This is a genomic window from uncultured Blautia sp. (genome assembly GCF_902497045.1).
GTDB lineage: Bacteria > Bacillota > Clostridia > Lachnospirales > Lachnospiraceae > Blautia_A.
Map to the genome: position 1 here is coordinate 1 of NZ_CABVDF010000032.1, position 19,112 is coordinate 19,112.

The 19,112-nt window shown below is 43.8% G+C and carries 15 protein-coding genes; 5 read left to right on the top strand and 10 right to left on the bottom strand.

Features of this window, described 5'->3' with window-relative positions:
- The first annotated feature begins 134 nt into the window (after nt 1–134).
- The 4 genes from murC (at nt 135) to RDS42_RS04275 (ending at nt 5,046) form a co-directional block, all read left to right on the top strand.
- Nucleotides 135–1,514 (top strand): UDP-N-acetylmuramate--L-alanine ligase, encoded by a 1,380-nt coding sequence (gene murC, locus RDS42_RS04260; RefSeq protein WP_308782539.1) that lies wholly within the window; start codon nt 135–137, stop codon nt 1,512–1,514.
- A gap of 298 nt (nt 1,515–1,812) precedes the next feature.
- The gene (locus RDS42_RS04265) at nt 1,813–2,847 is read left to right on the top strand and encodes a DnaD domain protein (protein ID WP_308782540.1); all 1,035 of its coding nucleotides are present in this window, start codon (nt 1,813–1,815) and stop codon (nt 2,845–2,847) included.
- A 24-nt stretch (nt 2,848–2,871) separates the two neighbouring features.
- Nucleotides 2,872–3,861 carry an ATP-binding protein gene (locus tag RDS42_RS04270; protein WP_308782541.1) on the top strand — a complete coding sequence of 330 codons (990 nt, stop codon included), beginning with the start codon at nt 2,872–2,874 and terminating at the stop codon, nt 3,859–3,861.
- A gap of 3 nt (nt 3,862–3,864) precedes the next feature.
- Complete coding sequence (locus RDS42_RS04275; RefSeq protein ID WP_308782542.1) at nt 3,865–5,046, top strand: ribose-phosphate pyrophosphokinase; 1,182 nt, start codon at nt 3,865–3,867, stop codon at nt 5,044–5,046.
- A 125-nt stretch (nt 5,047–5,171) separates the two neighbouring features.
- Here the strand turns inward: RDS42_RS04275 and RDS42_RS04280 are convergent, their stop codons facing one another.
- The 9 genes from RDS42_RS04280 to RDS42_RS04320 form a co-directional block, all read right to left on the bottom strand.
- Complete coding sequence (locus tag RDS42_RS04280; protein WP_308782543.1) at nt 5,172–6,704, bottom strand: AAA family ATPase; 1,533 nt, start codon at nt 6,702–6,704, stop codon at nt 5,172–5,174.
- Between the two features lie 12 nt (nt 6,705–6,716).
- Nucleotides 6,717–7,781, bottom strand: a complete 1,065-nt coding sequence (locus RDS42_RS04285) for a DNA repair exonuclease (protein WP_308782544.1) — start codon at nt 7,779–7,781, stop codon at nt 6,717–6,719.
- 10 nt (nt 7,782–7,791) lie between these two features.
- Complete coding sequence (gene asnS / locus RDS42_RS04290; RefSeq protein WP_308782545.1) at nt 7,792–9,183, bottom strand: asparagine--tRNA ligase; 1,392 nt, start codon at nt 9,181–9,183, stop codon at nt 7,792–7,794.
- A 130-nt stretch (nt 9,184–9,313) separates the two neighbouring features.
- Complete coding sequence (galT, locus tag RDS42_RS04295) at nt 9,314–10,804, bottom strand: UDP-glucose--hexose-1-phosphate uridylyltransferase (protein WP_308782546.1); 1,491 nt, start codon at nt 10,802–10,804, stop codon at nt 9,314–9,316.
- 19 nt (nt 10,805–10,823) lie between these two features.
- The gene (locus tag RDS42_RS04300) at nt 10,824–11,993 is read right to left on the bottom strand and encodes a galactokinase (protein ID WP_308782547.1); all 1,170 of its coding nucleotides are present in this window, start codon (nt 11,991–11,993) and stop codon (nt 10,824–10,826) included.
- Nucleotides 11,994–12,058: 65 nt separating this feature from the next.
- On the bottom strand, nt 12,059–14,506 hold the full coding sequence (locus RDS42_RS04305; protein WP_308782548.1) for a hypothetical protein: 2,448 nt from the start codon (nt 14,504–14,506) through the stop codon (nt 12,059–12,061).
- A 6-nt stretch (nt 14,507–14,512) separates the two neighbouring features.
- A complete protein-coding gene (locus tag RDS42_RS04310) occupies nt 14,513–15,667 on the bottom strand; it encodes an SAM-dependent methyltransferase (protein WP_308782549.1) in 1,155 nt (384 codons plus the stop codon).
- A gap of 63 nt (nt 15,668–15,730) precedes the next feature.
- On the bottom strand, nt 15,731–16,084 hold the full coding sequence (locus RDS42_RS04315; RefSeq protein WP_308782550.1) for a hypothetical protein: 354 nt from the start codon (nt 16,082–16,084) through the stop codon (nt 15,731–15,733).
- A 99-nt stretch (nt 16,085–16,183) separates the two neighbouring features.
- Nucleotides 16,184–16,888, bottom strand: coding sequence for a 5'-methylthioadenosine/adenosylhomocysteine nucleosidase (locus RDS42_RS04320; RefSeq protein ID WP_308782551.1), 705 nt, complete (start codon nt 16,886–16,888; stop codon nt 16,184–16,186).
- A gap of 238 nt (nt 16,889–17,126) precedes the next feature.
- Between RDS42_RS04320 and RDS42_RS04325 the strand changes: the two genes are divergently transcribed.
- Nucleotides 17,127–17,369, top strand: coding sequence for a TIGR03905 family TSCPD domain-containing protein (locus RDS42_RS04325; protein WP_308782552.1), 243 nt, complete (start codon nt 17,127–17,129; stop codon nt 17,367–17,369).
- A gap of 72 nt (nt 17,370–17,441) precedes the next feature.
- Here RDS42_RS04325 and RDS42_RS04330 read toward each other — a convergent pair whose 3' ends face one another.
- On the bottom strand, nt 17,442–19,058 hold the full coding sequence (locus RDS42_RS04330) for an MBL fold metallo-hydrolase (RefSeq protein WP_308782553.1): 1,617 nt from the start codon (nt 19,056–19,058) through the stop codon (nt 17,442–17,444).
- Between the last annotated feature and the right edge of the window lie 54 nt (nt 19,059–19,112).

The following is a 19,112-nucleotide window of genomic DNA, read 5'->3' on the forward strand; positions in this document are numbered from 1 at the left end:
CATGTTTTTACTATGTTTTATCATATATCACATTTCGCCTTGATCCTTCAATTTAAGAAATACTTTTCATTTTATACGGTTAGAGTTATAATAGGAACAGATTCATAAATGAACATGAACAGGAGAATAATACTATGTATCAGATAGACTTCCAAAAACCCATCGCCGTTCATTTTATCGGCATCGGCGGTATCAGTATGAGCGGACTGGCTGAGGTTCTTCTTGAAGAGGGATTCACCATCTCCGGCTCTGACGCAAAAGAAAGTGCTCTTACCAGAACCCTGGAGGAAAAAGGCGCAAAAATCTATTACGGACAGCGCGGCTCTAATATTGGCTCTGATGTGCAGGCAGTGGTCTACACAGCCGCTATCCATCCGGACAATCCCGAATTTGCCAGGGCAAAGGAATTAAATCTTCCTATGCTCACAAGAGCTGAGCTTCTGGGACAGATCATGAAAAATTATGACACTCCCATCGCAGTAGCCGGTACTCATGGAAAAACAACCACCACCTCCATGCTTTCACATGTCCTTTTAAAAGGAAACTGTGATCCTACGATCAGTGTGGGCGGAATCCTTCCGGTCATTGGCGGCAATATCCGTGTAGGCCAGTCAGAAACCTTCCTGACAGAAGCATGTGAATATACCAACAGTTTCCTCAGCTTTTTCCCTAAGATCAGCATCATCCTGAACATTGATGCCGATCACCTGGACTTTTTTAAGGATATTGACGACATCCGCCGTTCTTTCCGAAAATTTGCCCAGCTTCTTCCGGAAGACGGAGCGCTTATCATCAATGCCGATACTCCGGAGTACCAGCAGATCACCAAGGGGCTTTCCTGTCGTGTGATCACCTACAGTCTGGAACATGATGCCGATTATACGGCTTCCGATATCACTTATGATGAATTTGGACACGGCTCCTTTACGGTTTCCTTCCAGGGACAGCCTCTTGGCACCTGTACCCTTCAGGTTCCCGGGATCCACAATGTATCCAACGCCCTTTCTGCAGTGGCAGCAGCTCAGCTTCTGGATCTCTCCTGGGATGTGATCGCAGAAGGACTGAACAGCTTCACCGGAACTGACCGCCGCTTTCAGTACAAAGGACAGGTAGGCGGAGTAACCATTATCGATGATTATGCACATCATCCTACAGAGATCGAAGCAACGCTCCATGCAGCCAAAAACTATCCTCACAAAAAAACCTGGTGTGTATTCCAGCCCCATACATACACACGTACCAAAGCGCTCCTTCCGGAGTTTGCACAGGCTCTTTCTCTGGCAGATCATGTTGTGCTGGCAGATATCTATGCTGCAAGAGAAACTGACACCCTTGGCATTTCCTCTGACGATCTCCGCAAAAAAATAACAGAACTGGGAACTCCCTGCGAATATTTTCCTACTTTTGATGAGATCGAAAATTTTTTACTTGAAAATTGTACACAGGGTGATCTGTTGATAACTATGGGCGCCGGAGACGTTGTAAATATAGGCGAACAGCTTCTCGGTCAATAATTATCCACATTATCCACATGTTTATGCACATTTCCCCCGTGCTAAACATGTGGATTTTTTTCACCTTTAAAAGCCGACATGATTCCACATTTTTTTCACCTATAATCCACCAAAATATTGCAAAATAAAGGGGTTCCAGAATTTACAGACAATTTTCGCCAAAATTCGTTGTCCACATTATCCACATTATCCACATTTTGGTGTGGAAAGTTAAAGACCAAAATACCCTATTCTCATTTGAAAAATCTTGTGCTATAATGCAGTTGACTCGAAAGATATAGAAAGCGGGAGATCGTTCATGAGTATGATCACACTTCAGAAGCCCTCACAGTCAGAGGTTACGCTTCTGTCCAATATATTTATAGACGACTACATGCCGGAGGCTAATGGTGAATTTGTAAAAGTTTATATTTATCTTTTACGTACGCTGTCCACCACTCCGGTTTCTTTTAGTCTGGAGGAAATGGCAGACCGCCTGCTCTGTACAGAGCGGGATATTTTGCGTGCACTGAAATACTGGGCCCGTCAGGATATCCTTGCCCTTGACTTTGCAGAAGACAAGGTCCTCCGCAGTATTGCACTCCTTCCGCCTAAATCCAAAGCACCTGCATCAGAACCATCCGGCTCTTCCGTTTCCAGACAGCCGGCTCCTGCACAGACAGTTCCTCTCACTCCTGACAGAGTCAGAGAACTGAAGCAGAACGAAGAGATCGTCCAGCTTCTTTATATTGCTGAACAGTACCTTGGCAAAACCCTGTCCCCTTCAGAGATTCAAAAGCTTCTTTTCTTTTATGACGGACTGGGCTTTTCCACAGATCTGATCGAATATCTTCTGGAATACTGTGTCAGCCGCAGCCATAAAAGTATCCGCTATATGGAGACGGTAGCTCTTGCCTGGGCACAGGAAGGAATTTCCACAGTAGCGGAAGCAAAAAAAGCCAATGCCCGATACAGTAAGGATTATTATTCTATCCTGAAAACACTGGGCATCACCAACCGAAGCCCGGTGGAAACAGAAGTCACGCTTATGGACACCTGGCTTAAGACCTACGGTTTTTCCATGGCTGTTATCCAGGAGGCCTGCACACGGACAGTTCTGCAGACCGGTCAGGCAAGCTTCCAGTACGCTGATAAGATCCTGACAGGCTGGAAAAAGAAACAGGTTAAAAGCCTGGAGGATATCCAGGCTCTTGATGCTGAATATAAAAAGCGCAAACAGGAAAAAAAGCAGGCCAAAGCTCCTGCTTCACCTGCATCCGGCAACAAATTCAATAATTTCCAGCAGCGCGAATACAATTTTGACGAATACGAAAAGCGCCTGCTTAACCAGTAAAAATCTTCAGACAGGAGGAGTACAGTGTCACTGCAGAATTTTCAGTATGATGTGATCATGAGAGAATACAACCGGCGCCAGGCCCGTGTGCAGCATGATCTGGAGGAGCGGCGCAGGACTGCCTTTGCAAAAATCCCCCGTCTTTCCCAAATAGACCAGGAGGTCGCCTCTCTGAGCGCCCAGAAAGCCCGCTCCCTGCTCAGTGGAACAGGCGGTTCTGTGGACGATCTGAAAAAAGAAGTGGCCGATCTTGCAAAGGAACGCCGATCTCTTCTGACAGCCGGCGGATTTCCTTCTGATTACCTGGAACCTCATTACATATGTCCGCACTGCCAGGACACCGGATATATCGGCAGCAAAAAGTGCTCCTGCTTTAAAAAAGCGGAGATCGAGCTGTTATATACACAGTCAAATCTGGCAGAAATATTGGAAAAAGAAAATTTTGAGCACTTTTCTTTTGACTGGTATTCTGATACAATAAAAAACGAAGCAACCGGATTAACTGCCCGGGAAACAGCCCGGCGTGCCTATGAAGCCGCCAGAAATTTTGTTCAGGATTTTGATTCCCGCTACCAGAACCTGTTCCTTTACGGCAGTACCGGAGTTGGCAAGACCTTTCTTTCTCACTGTATTGCCCATGAGCTTCTGCAGACAGCTCACTGCGTACTGTATTTTTCAGCCTTTGATCTTTTTGACAAAATGGCTCAGAATACTTTTCACAAAAGGTCGGAACATGATCCGGAAGAAGATTTCATCTATGACTGCGATCTCCTGATCATTGATGACCTTGGAACAGAGCTTACCAACAGCTTTGTATCTTCACAGCTTTTTTTGTGCATAAATGAACGTATCGCCCGCAGGCGGTCTACGATCATTTCCACCAATCTGAAGCTGGAAGATTTTTCTTCAACTTATTCCGAGAGAACATTCTCCCGGATCGCCAGCAATTTCCAGATGATCAAGCTCATCGGAAAAGATATCCGTATACAGAAAATTTTTTTAGGAGGAAAATAAATAATGGCACAGTTAAGCACCAAAGATCTGACAACACTCCCTGTAGGAAGACTGGGACTTATCCCGCTGGAAAGCTGCCAGTCACTTGGAGCAAAAGTCAATGACTGGCTTGCGAAATGGAGACGCGAAAGGGATCATCAGGAACTGAACTCCTTTGCTTTTGAAGGATACCAGAGAGATTCCTATATCATCAATGTACAGAATCCCCGTTTCGGCTCTGGTGAAGGCAAATCTGTAATTACAGAATCCGTCCGCGGCGATGATGTTTATCTGATGGTTGATGTGTGCAACTACAGTCTGACTTACCGCATGGGAGGTTTTACCAACCTTATGTCTCCGGACGATCATTTCCAGGATCTGAAACGAGTGATCGGAGCGATCGGCGGAAAAGCCAGAAGAATCAATGTCATTATGCCTTATCTTTATGAAAGCAGACAAAACAAACGTGTAGGACGTGAATCTCTGGACTGCGCAACTGCTCTTCAGGAGCTGACAGCCATGGGTGTGGAAAATATCATTACTTTTGATGCACACGATGCCCGTGTCCAGAATGCAACTCCGCTCCACGGATTTGAAACTGTAAAACCTTCCTATCAGTTTATTAAGGCTCTTCTGAAAAATGAAAAAGGACTTCAGATCGACAACGAACATTTTATGATCATCAGCCCGGATGAAGGAAGTATGAACCGCGCTATCTACCTGGCAAACGTATTAGGCGTAGATATGGGTATGTACTACAAACGTCTGGATTACTCCAAACGCATCAACGGACGTCATCCGGTTGCAGCTTACGAATTCCTTGGACCGAAGCTGGCAGGGAAGGATATGATCCTCATTGATGATATGATCTCTTCCGGAAACACTGTCCTTAAAATTGCTTCTCTTCTGAAAGAAAGAGGCGCCGGAAAGATTTATATCTGCTCTACTTTCGGCTTCTTTACAGACGGTCTGGAAAAATTTGATGAAGGATTCAAAAAAGGCTATTTCGACAAGCTTCTTACCACCAACCTGGTATATCAGACACCGGAGCTTCTGGAAAAACCATATTATATCACCTGTGATATGAGTAAATACATTGCCCTTATCATAGATACCCTGAACCATGACATGTCCATCAGTCATCTTCTGAATCCTGTGGACCGTATCAAACGCTGTGTAAACAACTATATGGATCAGAACAAATAACAGGAGTTTGTTTTAAATTCCTGCAATCCGGATATAAAAAGGCTGATAAACTGCAGATTTCTTATTTGGTCTGCCTGTTTATCAGTCTTTTTTATCTGTCTGCGGCTTTTTCCGCAGAAGCATTTTTATAACACTATTTTATGATAAGATATTCCATTCTTTTCAAGAATCTCCATTTCCCTTTGTCTGCAGCTGCAGATGATCACCTGGCGTTTCTCCTTCGCAAGCCATTTAAGCACTGATGCAAGCCGTTCTTCATCATACATGCCAAATACTTCATCCAGAAACACCGGAAGCTGTTCTGAGCCGCACAGAAGCTCTCCTGCGGCCATTCTAAGAGAAAAATAAATCTGTTCCACCGTTCCCCGGCTGAGATTCTCCAAAGCTACTGTCCGCTCTCCTGTATTGACGGAAATGTGGAGATCTGCATCTATCAGTATCTCTGTATACTTTCCTCCTGTGATCTCTCCCAGAATCTGGGAAATCCGTCGTCTGAGCTTCCATCCCACCTGATGGTGGATATCCTTTGACAGTCTGTCGATCACTGTCATGGCAAGATTCAAAGCTTCAATCTCCATCTCTTCAGCAAGGGGATGATAGGCATGCTCCTCTGTTTCCTGATATTCCGTGGTAATATTTTCAAGGGCCGTCTCTTTTTCCCTGCGAATCTCTCTCAGGCTGTCGCGGCTCCACTCCAGTTTCTCCTGTTTAGCCAGAAAACGGTTCTTCTGACGTTCTTTATTCTGAAGCTTTTCTATTATCCGGAGTCTCATGATATAGCTGCCTGCCGCCGCCAGGATACCTGCCACGCCTATGATCATAGCGAAAAGTATGCTTTTGAAAAATCCTGCCACTGCAAGAGCACCGCCTACACCCAGGATCAAAAATGCCGCCATAATGATATCCGTCTTCTTTTTTTGGGATAAAAGAGCAGAAAGACTTTCCTCCACAGCGCTTATGCCTCTCTCCTCTTCTTTTTCATACCTTCCTGCCAGATCCTGTTCTTTCACATTCAGATCATCCAGTTCCTGCTTCAGGTAATCCATACTGGAAAGCAGTTTTTCCTTTTCCAGCTCTGTCTCCTTTTTCTTTTTGTCAGCCTGCACCTGATAGCCCTTTCTGGACATTTTAAGCATCTGCATGGTACGTCCCAGATCCACAGAGCTGTCTCCGGCTCCCTGGTAGCTGGCCATGTAATTTTGTACTTCCCGGACAAGCTCTACACCTGTGGTGCTTTTCAGCTGCGCAACAGAAACTGTATTTTCATAGACCGTTTCGCTTATGCCTCCAAGAACTGCCTCCAGATCACCTGCCTCCACATCCATCAGCTCTCCGTCATCTTCACAGAAAAGCTCTGTCATCTGGTTTTCTTTATAAAAATTTCTGGTAAGCCGAAAATTCCTTCCTCCGTTTTCAAACCACAGGATCCCTCCATAATCTCCGGGATTTTCCCAGGGAAGATACAGCGTATAGGCATCTTTTTTTGCTGCCCGTCCCCTTTGTCTCTGGATTCCGTAAAGCATACTTTTTACAAAAGTATGCGTAGTCGTCTTACCGCTTTCATTTTCTCCGCAGAGCACATTGATCCCCGGAGAAAACTCCATGGTCCGATTATGAAGTCTGCCGAAATTTCTGACACTAATACGTTTTATGATCATGATCTTTTCCCATTATCGATTTAATATACTAGTTTCAAGCAAGGCCTGCAGTCCATGATACAATGCCTTTTCTTCTACCACAGTAAGGTCTCTGCCCATAAAGGAGCCAACATAATCTCCAATAAGGGTGCCTGTATACTTCCGGTAAAGTTCCTCCAGGTCATATGCAGGCTTTGATTCATCCAGGATCTCTACAATATTTCCCAGCTTTTTCAGGCGTTCTGTAAGCAGGATCAGCTCCGGAGATCTCCATCCCCTTAAAATGATCCGGTATATGTTCTTGCCGCCTCGTTTAAAAATCTCGTTTTTTACCATTTCTTCAAGAGAAAACTGAGTAGTAGTCTCCTGCATAGTCAGAAGAAGATTCTGATAGCTTCTGGATGCAAACGGCATGAATTTCAGCCGTATCCGTCCTTCATCATAGCTTCCCAGGATATATCCGTGTTCCCCTGTATCGTTTCGGTCAATTGGTTCCAGAGCCCCCGGATACAGAGCTTTTCCCCGGATCACTGCCTGAGGCTTATGGATGTGTCCCAGTGCAAGATAGGAAAAACCTGATGCCGCAATACGCTTCATATCCATAGGGATATGATTTCCGTCTCCTCCATGGGCAAGAAGCACATGAAATCCAGGTTTATCCTCCGGTTTCCAGGCATCATAAAGAGGTTCCCGAATCTCCTGATGCTGATAGCTCATGCCATAAACAAAAGTATTCAGCTCCGGGATTTCCACACAGGAACGCATCTCCTGTTCAAAAAATGTAACATTTGGCTCCCATGAAAATCCTTTATAAAAAGAATCCTGCTTTATATGATCATGATTTCCTGCCATAAGAAAAACTCTTGTTTCAGGAATGGTAGAAAAAAGGTAGTTAACCTCCTTCAGTTCTTTTAAAAGAGGCTGACGGTGAAAAAGATCTCCTGCTATAAACAAGAAATCCACCGGATCTCTGCGTACAGACGCAATGACCCGGCGGAAAGTCTCCCAGATCTCTTCCTCCCGCTCATGGCTCCAGGGGCAGCCCCTGTCAGGAACTGCTCCCAGATGTACATCTGCAAGATGAATAAATCTTATCATTCATTACTCCTTATAAATCACAGTTGTTTACTGTTCTCGGGAACGGGATCACGTCACGGATATTTCCCATTCCTGTCAGATACATTACGCAGCGCTCAAATCCAAGGCCAAATCCGGAATGGCGGGTAGAACCGTATTTACGAAGATCCATGTAGAATCCATAGTCCTCTTCCTTCAGTCCAAGCTCCTCCATACGTGCTTTCAGCTTGTCATAGTCATCCTCTCTCTGGCTTCCTCCGATGATCTCGCCGATTCCCGGTACCAGGCAGTCCATAGCAGCAACTGTTTTGCCATCCTCGTTCTGCTTCATGTAGAATGCTTTGATCTCCTTCGGATAATCAGTAACAAATACCGGTTTCTTAAAGATCTGCTCTGTCAGGTATCTTTCATGCTCTGTCTGAAGATCACAGCCCCAGAATACCTTATAATCAAATTTGTCATTATTCTTTTCCAGAAGCTCGATGGCCTCTGTATAAGTCACATGACCGAATTCAGAATCGATCACATGGTTCAGACGGTCCAGAAGTCCTTTATCCACAAAAGAATTAAAGAAATTCATTTCCTGAGGAGCATTTTCAAGGACATAGCGGATCACATATTTCAGCATGTCTTCAGCAAGATCCATATTATCATTAAGATCTGCAAACGCACACTCCGGCTCAATCATCCAGAACTCTGCCGCATGACGGGTGGTATTGGAATTCTCTGCGCGGAAAGTCGGTCCAAACGTATAGATATTGCGGAATGCCTGAGCATAAGTTTCTCCGTTCAGCTGACCGCTTACAGTCAGGTTTGTCTCTTTTCCAAAGAAATCCTGAGAGTAATCTACATTTCCCTTGTCATCCAGCGGCGGATTCTGCGGATCCAGTGTTGTCACGCGGAACATCTCGCCTGCACCCTCACAGTCGCTTCCTGTGATCAGCGGCGTATGCACATAAACAAATCCTCTCTCCTGGAAAAATTTATGGATGGCATAGGCACACAGGGAACGAACACGGAACACAGCCTGGAAAGTATTTGTCCTTGGTCTTAAATGTGTCATAGTCCTTAAATATTCCATGGTATGACGTTTTTTCTGAAGAGGATAATCAGGAGCGGAAGCACCCTCTACCATTATCTCAGATGCCTGGATCTCAAAAGGCTGCTTTGCCTCCGGTGTGGCAACCAGAGTTCCTTTTACAATAATTGCAGCGCCTACGTTCAGTTTGCTGATCTCTGCAAAATTTTCCATAGTGTCATGGTATACGACCTGCAGAGTATCAAAGCAGGAGCCGTCATGAAGAACGATAAATCCAAATGCCTTGGAACCGCGGACACTGCGGACCCATCCGCCTACTGTAACTTCTTTGTCCAGAAAAGTCTGGCGGTCTGTGTAAATATCTTTTACTGTTGTAAGTTTCATAATCTATTTCCTCTCTCTGTTTCATAAAAATCATAAAAAGCGAAGCAGACGCCCAGGCGTCCGTTTCGCTTTCTAGTATATCCCATTCATTGTGTTCCTGCAAGGTGTAAATACAGGAGTTTTCCGGAAATCAGAGTTTTTCTATAAAACGCATAAAGGCAGCTCTGCCTTCCTCTGTACATTTATAAACGCCGGCATCCTCCAGTACATGAACAAATACATTGCCAACTTCCTTCTGAAGGATCTCATGTATATTGTCTTTGTTTATGTTGGTATATTTCGGGAGGAATTTCTGTACCCATTCCGCATGCTTTTCTATTTTTTCGTTGGAGGCAATATCCTTTCCTGTCAGGATATATTCCTCCAGAAGCTCCAGTTCTTCCTTCAGACGTGCAGGAAGAACAGCAAGTCCCATAACCTCGATCAAACCAATATTTTCTTTTTTGATATGATGATACTCTGCATGAGGATGATATACACCAAGAGGATGCTCTTCTGTCGTAATATTGTTTCTCAGAGTCAGATCCAGTTCAAACATTTCTCCCACTTTACGTGCAATCGGAGTAATGGTATTGTGAGGCTTACCATCTGTCTCTGCATAGATAAAGGCAGCTTCGTCTGTATATCCTCTCCATACTTCCAGTACATGAGAAGCGAGATCGATCAGGCGCTTTTCGTCTTTATGACGGATGCGGAGAACAGAGAGAGGCCATTTGACAATGCCTGCCTCCACATCCTCATATCCTGGAATGGTCACATACTTCTCAATAGGAGCTTTTGCCATGGCAAAGGTATAATGTCCTCCCTGGAAATGATCATGGCTTAAGATAGAGCCTCCTACGATAGGAAGATCTGCATTTGACCCCAGGAAGTAATGAGGAAACAATTTTACAAAATCAAAAAGCTTGATAAACGCATTTCTCTCAATCTTCATCGGAGTATGCTGTCCGTTAAATACAATGCAGTGCTCGTTGTAATATACGTAAGGAGAATACTGAAATCCCCATGGACTGTCGTTTACAGTGATAGGAATGATCCTGTGGTTTTCTCTTGCCGGATGATTCACACGTCCTGCATAACCTTCGTTTTCCACACAGAGCAGACATTTGGGATAGCTGCTTGTCTTTGCGTTCTTGGCGGCTGCAATGGCTTTCGGGTCCTTTTCCGGTTTAGAAAGATTAATGGTGATATCAATATCCCCATAAGGACTTTCCACAGACCATTTCTGATCTTTTTTAACACGGTAACGCCGAATATAATCACTGTCCTGGCTTAATTTGTAGAAATAATCTGTTGCCTCTTCCGGACTCTTCTCATATCTGTCCCAGAATTCCTTCTGAACCTGAGCAGGTCTTGGCATCAGACAATTCATAAGACGAGTATCAAACAGATCCCTGTAAACCACACTGTCCTCAATAAGTTCTCTTTTTACTGCTTCATCCAGAAGTTCTTTTAGAGTCTCCTCCAGATCTACATCTGTAAAGTTCTCTTCCGGCTCCTGGTATTCTTCCTCATGAAATACATCCAGAAGAAGATTGATCGTGTAATTTTTTTCACACTCCGGTGTCAGCCCTGTTTCGATTCCATACTGTACCAGTTTTCTGATGCTTCTACTTAACATGTGTCTGTCCCCCTGTTTTTTATGCAATCACATGAGCTCCATCACCGATATCTACTACATAGAACTCAGCTTCATGACCAACCTTTTCTTTATACTGTTTTCCAATGGTGTCAATAAAGGTATCCACTGCATCATTTTTTACAATGCTCACTGTACAGCCGCCAAATCCGCCTCCAGTGATACGGGATCCGATCACGCCTGGGATCTTCCATGCAAGATCCACCAGAATATCAATCTCTTCACAGGAAACTTCATAATCGTCGCGGAGAGAAACATGGGAAGCATTCATAAGACGGCCGAATTCTTCTACATTATCTTCTTTCAGTGCTTTCACTGCCTTGACAGTACGCTGATTTTCATAAACAGCATGTTTTGCACGTTTACGGCAGATATCACTTGTAATGGCATCTTTATGCGCCTCAAATTCTTCCTCTGAAAGGTCTCCAAGAGTTTTGATGTCAATTACCTTTTTCAGTTCCTCGAGAGCTGTTTCACACTCATTTCTTCTGTCGTTATACGCAGATCCTACCAGGCTGTGTTTTACTTTACTGTTAGTGATCACGATCCTTGCATCTTTCAGTACCACCGGAGCATATTCATAATTTAATGTACTGGTATCCAGGAAGATGGCACAGTCTTTTTTACCCATTGCACTGGCAAACTGATCCATGATGCCGCAGTTCATTCCATTAAAATTATTTTCAGAATACTGTCCGATCAGTGCAAGATCCTGCATGGAAAACTGTTCTACCCCAAACATATCCTTTAACATCAGTCCAGTCAGAACTTCAAGCGATGCAGAAGAGGAAAGACCTGAACCATTGGGAATATTTCCGTAAATAAGGAAATCCACACCAGTATCAAACTTAACCCCTCTTTTTTCAAATGCCCACATCACTCCCTTTGGGTAGTTTGTCCATCCTGCTTCATCTGACGGAACAAGGTCGTCCAAAGAAGTTTCAATCACACCCAGTTTGGTGAAGTTCGCAGAATAAAAACGAAGCTTTCTGTCCTCTCTTTTTCTCGCAAGTCCGTATGTTCCAAGAGTCAGTGCACATGGAAATACATGACCTCCGTTATAATCGGTATGCTCTCCGATCAGATTTACACGTCCCGGTGCAAAATATTGACGAATTTCTCCACCTTCACCGTAAACCTCTTTGAATTTCTCCATCAGCTCTTTCTGCATATTGCTGCCTCCCATTTCCGAAGAATCTTTTCTTCATTTTTCTTTATTTTTCAGGAGTACTGTGTTTAATATTTCACAGCCTCCAGATATGTGATAAAAACATTTCCGGCTTTTTGGAACAATGCTGTACTGTCATTCAGCCCATAGGGCTTCACTTCTCCTGTTGCCGGATCCAAAAGCCAGGTATTGTACTCATCGTATCCTACGATCACTCTGCTTGAATTTTCACCTGTCTTAACGATCACCGCTCTCTGGGCACTGATCTCATAAAGGATATTTTCCAGACTGCATCCGGTAAGATCTATGATCGTTCCCTGATCTCCCATACCTTCCTGGAGAACTTTTTTATCCCAGGAGCCTGACTTTATAATATCAGGGATATCTTCTGTATTCAAGGTAATCTGAGTTTTGACGTTTCCTCTTTCCCATACATACTGCTGTGCACGGTTCAGCACTACACCGGTAAGAGCATCCGCCCTCTTTACTGCTGAAGCCGGATTGGTCCATGTGCTGTCCAGCCCGCCTTTTCCATATACATAATACAGTTCTTCTTCCGGAGTTTCCACCTGAAGTTCTACCACATGCTCTTTTACACTGCGCATTTTTGCATGAAGGATCAGCGGTTTATCTGATTCCGGACTGTCTTCAAAAGTCAGACGGGTCATTGTTCCCTGTCTGTCCGAACTGGTCTGTTCCACAGACACCAGTTTAGCAGTGGTATTTCCATTATTCATGATATTATCCTTTTTTTGGACAGAATAGCCTTTCTCCGTCTTTGCCGCCAGCTGGAACTCCATCAGCGTCCGTCCAATTGTCACATTTATAATATAAAGCCCATCCTGATGGTATTCTTTTTTCAGGTTCCCCTTAAAATCTTCGATTCTAAAGGAAGTCAGCCCTTCTGTGGAATGACCGTTTTCATCTGTAATGATGTCACCGTTCTGCAGAATACCGTAGATCAGATCCTCGTTCATAAATCCCAGAGTACGAAGCTCCTGGGCTTCTGCCGGAGCTATCATTCTTATTTCCTGTGAATCAAAATCCATCAGTTCTATCTGTCCTGCGTTCTCTCCCTGGGACACGATCCAGGCTGCATGAGCATTGGTATCGGAAACTACGAAATTATCACTGTTGATTCCTTCTGCCAGTATCTCATAACTGCTCTCATCAATGTTGATCTGATAAAGATCCTTTGCCAGCACAAGGAAAAGCTGATTTTCCTTGTTTACATAGGAAAGAATACCCAGATCGTCATTAAGGAACTCATAGGACTCTGTGCTCGGTATAAATACTTTTTCCTCAACCATATTCTGGTCATTACTGTAGTGGTAAACTCCCACTCCACTGTATCCTTCATGATTTCCACGGCTCATGTAACCATAGACCATAAAGTTTACATCACCATCTTTTTCTACGCTGAGAAGCTTGATCCCATGCTCTGTGGAAGCATCCCGGAAATCGCTGTTTTCCTGCTTCCGAAAGCTAAATACATCTACAAATTTACCGTTTTCCGGTACATACGTCCACAGCTCTCCCTCACGGACAAAGGCCACTACTTCAGCCTCTTCGTTGGTCATATAAGAAACAGCTTTATCACCTACTCCCAGAAGAAGGCCTCTGTCACTGATCACAGAAAGCTGAGGATCAAAGATCTGTGATGCCGAACGCTGAAAATCAAGAAGCATGATTCTGGAATCTGTATACCTCATTCGGAAAAAATCTGTCACATTATAATACTCAGCTTTTCCCTCATCATTATTGGCTGTAATCTCATATTCCAACTGAATACTTGCTGTAGTTTCATTAATATCCTTTATAACCGGAATTCCCTCCCGGGATATCTGAGGAAGAAGATTTCCCCAGCTTATATCTGATAAAGAAGAGGAAATACTGACATCATTAAAATTTCTTACTCCGCTCTCAGTAACTTCCAGATAAACGGACAGTTCGTCAGCCAGAGTCTTGTCCATACATTTCCGCGCAAACTCTTTTGCAAAAGCCACATACTCTGAAACTTTTGTAACTGAACGGGAAACCACTCTTGTATAGTAGTAGGCTTCTCCGGTGTCTGTATCCAGTGTAATCTGCATGGAATATTCCTGATTCATCAGAAGACCGGAGCTGATCTCTATAGATGTTCTTAAGTAGCCTTCTGCTTCTTCCAGAGCGTTGATCTTTCTGTTCTCGATCACCTTTCTTCCATCTGAGCTTCGTACTTCATATGAAAGACTTTTTACTTCTGACTCATGAGGATCGATCACCAGCTGAAGCTGTCTGGTAGTATCAAGAGGAGTCACACACTCCCTGACAAAATCTGCCTGCATAGGTTCCCGATATCCATGCATAAGATTGGATAAAGTTCCGCTAAAGTCCACCATAACCTCCGGAAGAACCGGATTATTCATATCTGAACGGTCGTCTGTTGACCGGCTGTTCATCAATATCGCAGTCCCGGCTACTCCAAGAATAAATACCAGGAACAGCACTCCGAACCTGCGCAAAAATCTTTTCATTTTATATTATACATCTCCCTTCTCAGGATACAAAAGCTTCTCCAGAGTCAGATCTCCATGAATGGCTTCTGTCATATTCCGGAGATTCTCCATTCCCTGTTTTTTTCCTCCTTTTACCGCACGGATCAGAAGATTCTTAGGTGTATGCTCCATGTCGATAAATTCAAGGATCTGCGTAGTATATCCTTTGGATTCCAGAAGATTCGCCCGTATGCCATCTGTTATAAGAGCAGACAGACGTTCCTTCAATATTCCATATTTCAAAACAGGAGCTAAAAGATCACTGCTGATTTTTGCATTCAGTTCATGCTGACAGCAGGGAACTGAAAAAATAACCTCTGCATCCCATTCCACAGCTTTTGCAAGAGCATAGTCGGTTGCCTTGTCGCAGGCATGAAGAGTCACCACCATGTCCACTTTCTGAAGACCCTGATAGCCTGCAATGTCTCCCTGAAGGAAATGCAGTTTATCATAGCCATAGCTTTCTGCCAGACGGCTGCAGTTCTCGATCACATCCGCCTTCAGGTCAAGACCAATGATATTTACATCATATCCCCGCAGTTCTCTGAGGAAGTAATACATGGCAAAGGTCAGATAGGATTTTCCGCAGCCAAAATCCACAATGGTAATCTCTCTGTCTCTGGAAAGCTTTGGAAGAACATCTTCGATAAATTCCAGAAAACGATTAATCTGTTTATATTTGTCATAAGACGATACATGTACTTTACCTTCCGGGCTCATAACTCCTAAATCTACCAGAAACGGCACTGGAACACCTTCTGGAAGAATATACTGTTTTACCCGGTTATGCGAAAGGATCTTTACGTTTTCCTTCACTTCATGAGGTTTTACTTTAATCGTCTGCTTTCCTTTTTTGCTGACCAGAACGCTTCCATCTGAACATCGTCCCTGGGTCTGAAGCTGAGAATAATCTCCTGAAAGGCATTGCTCCATATAAGAAAGGAGTTCTTCTCTGGTGTAGTTCCTGTGCAGAACTTTCTGCCCCACAGTGGAAGATGCCTGGTAAAGGATCCGTCCCTTCAGTTCCACAGGGCGGATCCGCACTCTTGTAGGAATATCTTTTTTTCTGCTTCCGCTAAGTACTGCAAGGATCAGGTCTTCTCTGATCTGCTCTTCCAAAAATTCCTGTATTGTTTTCATACTTTTACCTCTAACTATTCAGCTGCTGTCTCATACAATTCCTAAAAAACCTGTTTTTAGGTTTCAGTAACCCCGGCATCGTTTTTTTCTGCAGCGCCTTTCGGAAATATCCTGCCAGAAAAGCACCTGAAGCAGTTCGTCGGACATTTCTTTCATTTTGTTTTTTTCCCGCAGTAAATTTTTTACCCGCTCATACTCTTTTCTCATCATCCACGGATCCGGATATTCATCATAAATCCTGCTGCCCTGGTAATCCATAAGATCCGCTTCCTCATGAATATAATCCTGAAGCTCACGGGCTGTCTGCGGATACCGGGATCTCATCAGTTCTGCCTCTCTTTCCTGCTGCAGCTCTCTGTCATACACCTCAGGATCTGCATATACTGCATAAAACGGAAAAAATTCATCATAATACATAAGCTGCCTTCTCCCCTTCTGTTCTCTGCTTTTAGGCTATGCAGAGATTTCCAAAAGGTTCCAGATCCGGCTGAAATTTCTTTTTTCTTTATCTGTTATTTATCCCTGGATATTTCTTAAAATTCTTCTGGTAAGTTTAACACTGTGCTGGATTGCAAGTTTTTCAAATGCAGGATAATCTACATGGGCGCTTCCATCTGCCTTATCAGAAATAGCGCGGATCACCAGAAATGGAATATGGTTCAGCACAGCTGCCTGGGCGATGGCTGCTCCTTCCATTTCTACTGCATACGCTCCAAACTCACTGACTATAAAATCCTTTATCCCCTGATCTGCTACAAACTGATCTCCGGAAGCGATCCGTCCTTCAAATACCTGAATGTCCGGATTAACTTCTTTGCATGCTTCCACAGCAAGACGGCGCAGAGCTTCATCGCTCTGGAAAGAAAACTGTTCCATCTGCGGAACCTGACCCTTTTTATATCCAAAAGCCACTGCGTCCATATCATGATGGACAAGGTCTGTAGAAACCACAATGTCTCCAATGTTAATATCATTATTCAGACTTCCTGCAATACCTGTATTGATCACGACCTCTGCCTGAAAATCGTCTGCCAGGATCTGGGTACAAACAGCTGCATTCACCTTACCAATACCGGATTGTACCACCACCACGTTTTTTCCTTCCAGAGTTCCCGCATAGAACTCCATGGATGCCTTACGTGTGATCTCTATATCCTGCATCAGTTCCTTTAATCCTGCAACTTCATCAGCCATTGCTCCGATAATTCCAATACGTCTCATTATAGTAATCTCCTTTACAGACAAAATATCCTGCTATTTTCTTATTTTTAAAGCAAGCTGCTCCGTTCACAGCAACGATCGTGCCATGTGAACAGCAGCCCGTTTCACTTATGTATTATAACAAAAGTTCCGTTTATATGGAAACTTTTTTTCAATTCTGTTATAATGTCTTACGGTATTACTTTTCACAATCATCTCAGAAGTTATATATTCAGACTAATCAAAGGAGGAACAATAGATGATTTTCAAAACAAAAGGAGTCTGCTCCAGCGCAATTGAATTTGAGCTTGATGACGAAAAAAAGATCCACAATGTTAAATTTCAGGGTGGCTGCTCCGGAAACACACAGGGAGTTGCCAGGCTTGTAGAAGGAATGGATGCAGAAGAAGTAATCCGTCGTCTGGACGGAATCCGCTGCGGTCATCGTCCGACTTCATGTCCGGATCAGTTATCACGTGCAGTAAAAGAAGCACTGCAGTAATATAAAGAAGCTGTGAACTGACATGTCTGCCAGTTCACAGCTTTTATTCACTCCATCAAATTCATTTCTCTTTTATCTGTCGCTTCTGTCCCATTTATCACAAAGGGATTGTATCTCTCTGGAAAAGCGCTCCAAATCTTTATTAGCTCCGCCCTCATTTTTCCGGATCACCGACATAAGTCTCTGTCCCATTGCCACCAGTTTCTGGAAAGCCCGGGCAGCCTTCGTACTCTTCGGTGACAGATGTGTCTTTTCAAGTTTTACACCAGATGTTTCAAAAATACATACATTATCTTTCAGATCATATACCGTTCCGCTGAAAGGTGCAACTGCATCCAGTCCCTTTTCTTCACAAAGTCTCTCTGCAAAAAGATCTGTTACCGTGTCTTCACCATGAGTCACAAAAACTCTTTGTGGTTTTTTCTCAAAAGCACCTATCCAGTCAAGAAGTCCATTTACATCTGCATGTCCGCTGATCCCCGGCATCTGACAGATTTCCGCAGCCACATATACGTCTTCACCAAAAAGCTTTACCTCTTTTGCGCCCTCAAGAAGTGATCTTCCAAGAGTTCCTACTGCCTGATATCCTACAAAGAGAATCGTATTATTTTTGTTCCAAAGATTATGCTTCAAATGGTGTTTAATACGTCCGGCATCACACATTCCACTGGCGGAAATGATCACCTTACATTCTTCATCAAAATTGATCGCCCTTGAATCTTCGCTTGTAACAGAAGTTTTCAATCCCGGAAAACTTATAGGATTAATTCCCTTTCGGATCAGGGAAATAGCCTCCTCATCAAAGCAGTCGTAACGATGCTCCCCAAAGATAGTGGTAGCCTCATTTGCCAGAGGACTGTCTACATATACTTTAAAATTCCCATGTCCGGTAACTCTTCCTTCTTCCTTGATCTGCCTGATAAAATAAAGCATCTCCTGTGTACGTCCTACTGCAAAGGAAGGAATCACTAAATTTCCGCCCCGGTCAAAGGTTCGTTGGATCACATCACTTAAAATCCCTACATAATCTGGTCTGTCTCCATGGCTTCTGTCTCCATAAGTAGACTCCATCACTACATAATCTGCCTCATGCAGATAAGTCGGATCCTTGATCAAAGGCTGCGACGTATTTCCAATATCTCCCGAAAAAACAATTTTTCTTTCTTCTCCATCTTCCATAATAGTAATTTCAATGCTGGCCGACCCCAGAAGATGACCTGCATCTACAAAACGTATTGAAATTCCTTCCGCCGGAGCTATAACTTTTTCGTAAGGACAGGGAACAAAATTTCGAATTACTCCCAGTGCATCTTCCATTGTATAAGCAGGTATAAATTCCGGTTTTCCCTGACGACGTCCCTTGCGATTCCTCCACTCCGCCTCGAACATCTGGATATGGGCACTGTCACGGAGCATGATATCGCACAAATGGCAGGTAGCTTCAGTAGCATAAACGGGTCCCTGAAATCCCTTGGCATAAATTGCGGGAAGATTTCCGGAATGATCCATATGCGCATGCGTCAGAAGCACAAAATCCAGATCTCCCGGATTTACAGGGATTTCCTTGTTTTCATAGTAATTAGGCCCCTGCTCCATACCACAATCTACCAGAAACTTCCGACCGGCAGCCTCCAGATAATAACAGCTTCCAGTGACCTCATGTGTCGCACCAATAAATGTAATCTTCATATGAAAGCCCCCTTTTTGTCAGACATTCTTTCTGTTATAATACATTTTGTAATT

Bases quoted from the DNA above. Each gene is read 5' to 3' on its own strand.
- murC (WP_308782539.1), top strand. From the start codon at position 135: ATGTATCAGATAGACTTCCAAAAACCCATCGCCGTTCATTTTATCGGC.
- RDS42_RS04265 (WP_308782540.1), top strand. From the start codon at position 1,813: ATGAGTATGATCACACTTCAGAAGCCCTCACAGTCAGAGGTTACGCTT.
- RDS42_RS04275 (WP_308782542.1), top strand. From the start codon at position 3,865: ATGGCACAGTTAAGCACCAAAGATCTGACAACACTCCCTGTAGGAAGA.
- RDS42_RS04280 (WP_308782543.1), bottom strand. From the start codon at position 6,704: ATGATCATAAAACGTATTAGTGTCAGAAATTTCGGCAGACTTCATAAT.
- RDS42_RS04285 (WP_308782544.1), bottom strand. From the start codon at position 7,781: ATGATAAGATTTATTCATCTTGCAGATGTACATCTGGGAGCAGTTCCT.
- asnS (WP_308782545.1), bottom strand. From the start codon at position 9,183: ATGAAACTTACAACAGTAAAAGATATTTACACAGACCGCCAGACTTTT.
- galT (WP_308782546.1), bottom strand. From the start codon at position 10,804: ATGTTAAGTAGAAGCATCAGAAAACTGGTACAGTATGGAATCGAAACA.
- RDS42_RS04300 (WP_308782547.1), bottom strand. From the start codon at position 11,993: ATGCAGAAAGAGCTGATGGAGAAATTCAAAGAGGTTTACGGTGAAGGT.
- RDS42_RS04305 (WP_308782548.1), bottom strand. From the start codon at position 14,506: ATGAAAAGATTTTTGCGCAGGTTCGGAGTGCTGTTCCTGGTATTTATT.
- RDS42_RS04310 (WP_308782549.1), bottom strand. From the start codon at position 15,667: ATGAAAACAATACAGGAATTTTTGGAAGAGCAGATCAGAGAAGACCTG.
- RDS42_RS04315 (WP_308782550.1), bottom strand. From the start codon at position 16,084: ATGTATTATGATGAATTTTTTCCGTTTTATGCAGTATATGCAGATCCT.
- RDS42_RS04320 (WP_308782551.1), bottom strand. From the start codon at position 16,888: ATGAGACGTATTGGAATTATCGGAGCAATGGCTGATGAAGTTGCAGGA.
- RDS42_RS04325 (WP_308782552.1), top strand. From the start codon at position 17,127: ATGATTTTCAAAACAAAAGGAGTCTGCTCCAGCGCAATTGAATTTGAG.
- RDS42_RS04330 (WP_308782553.1), bottom strand. From the start codon at position 19,058: ATGAAGATTACATTTATTGGTGCGACACATGAGGTCACTGGAAGCTGT.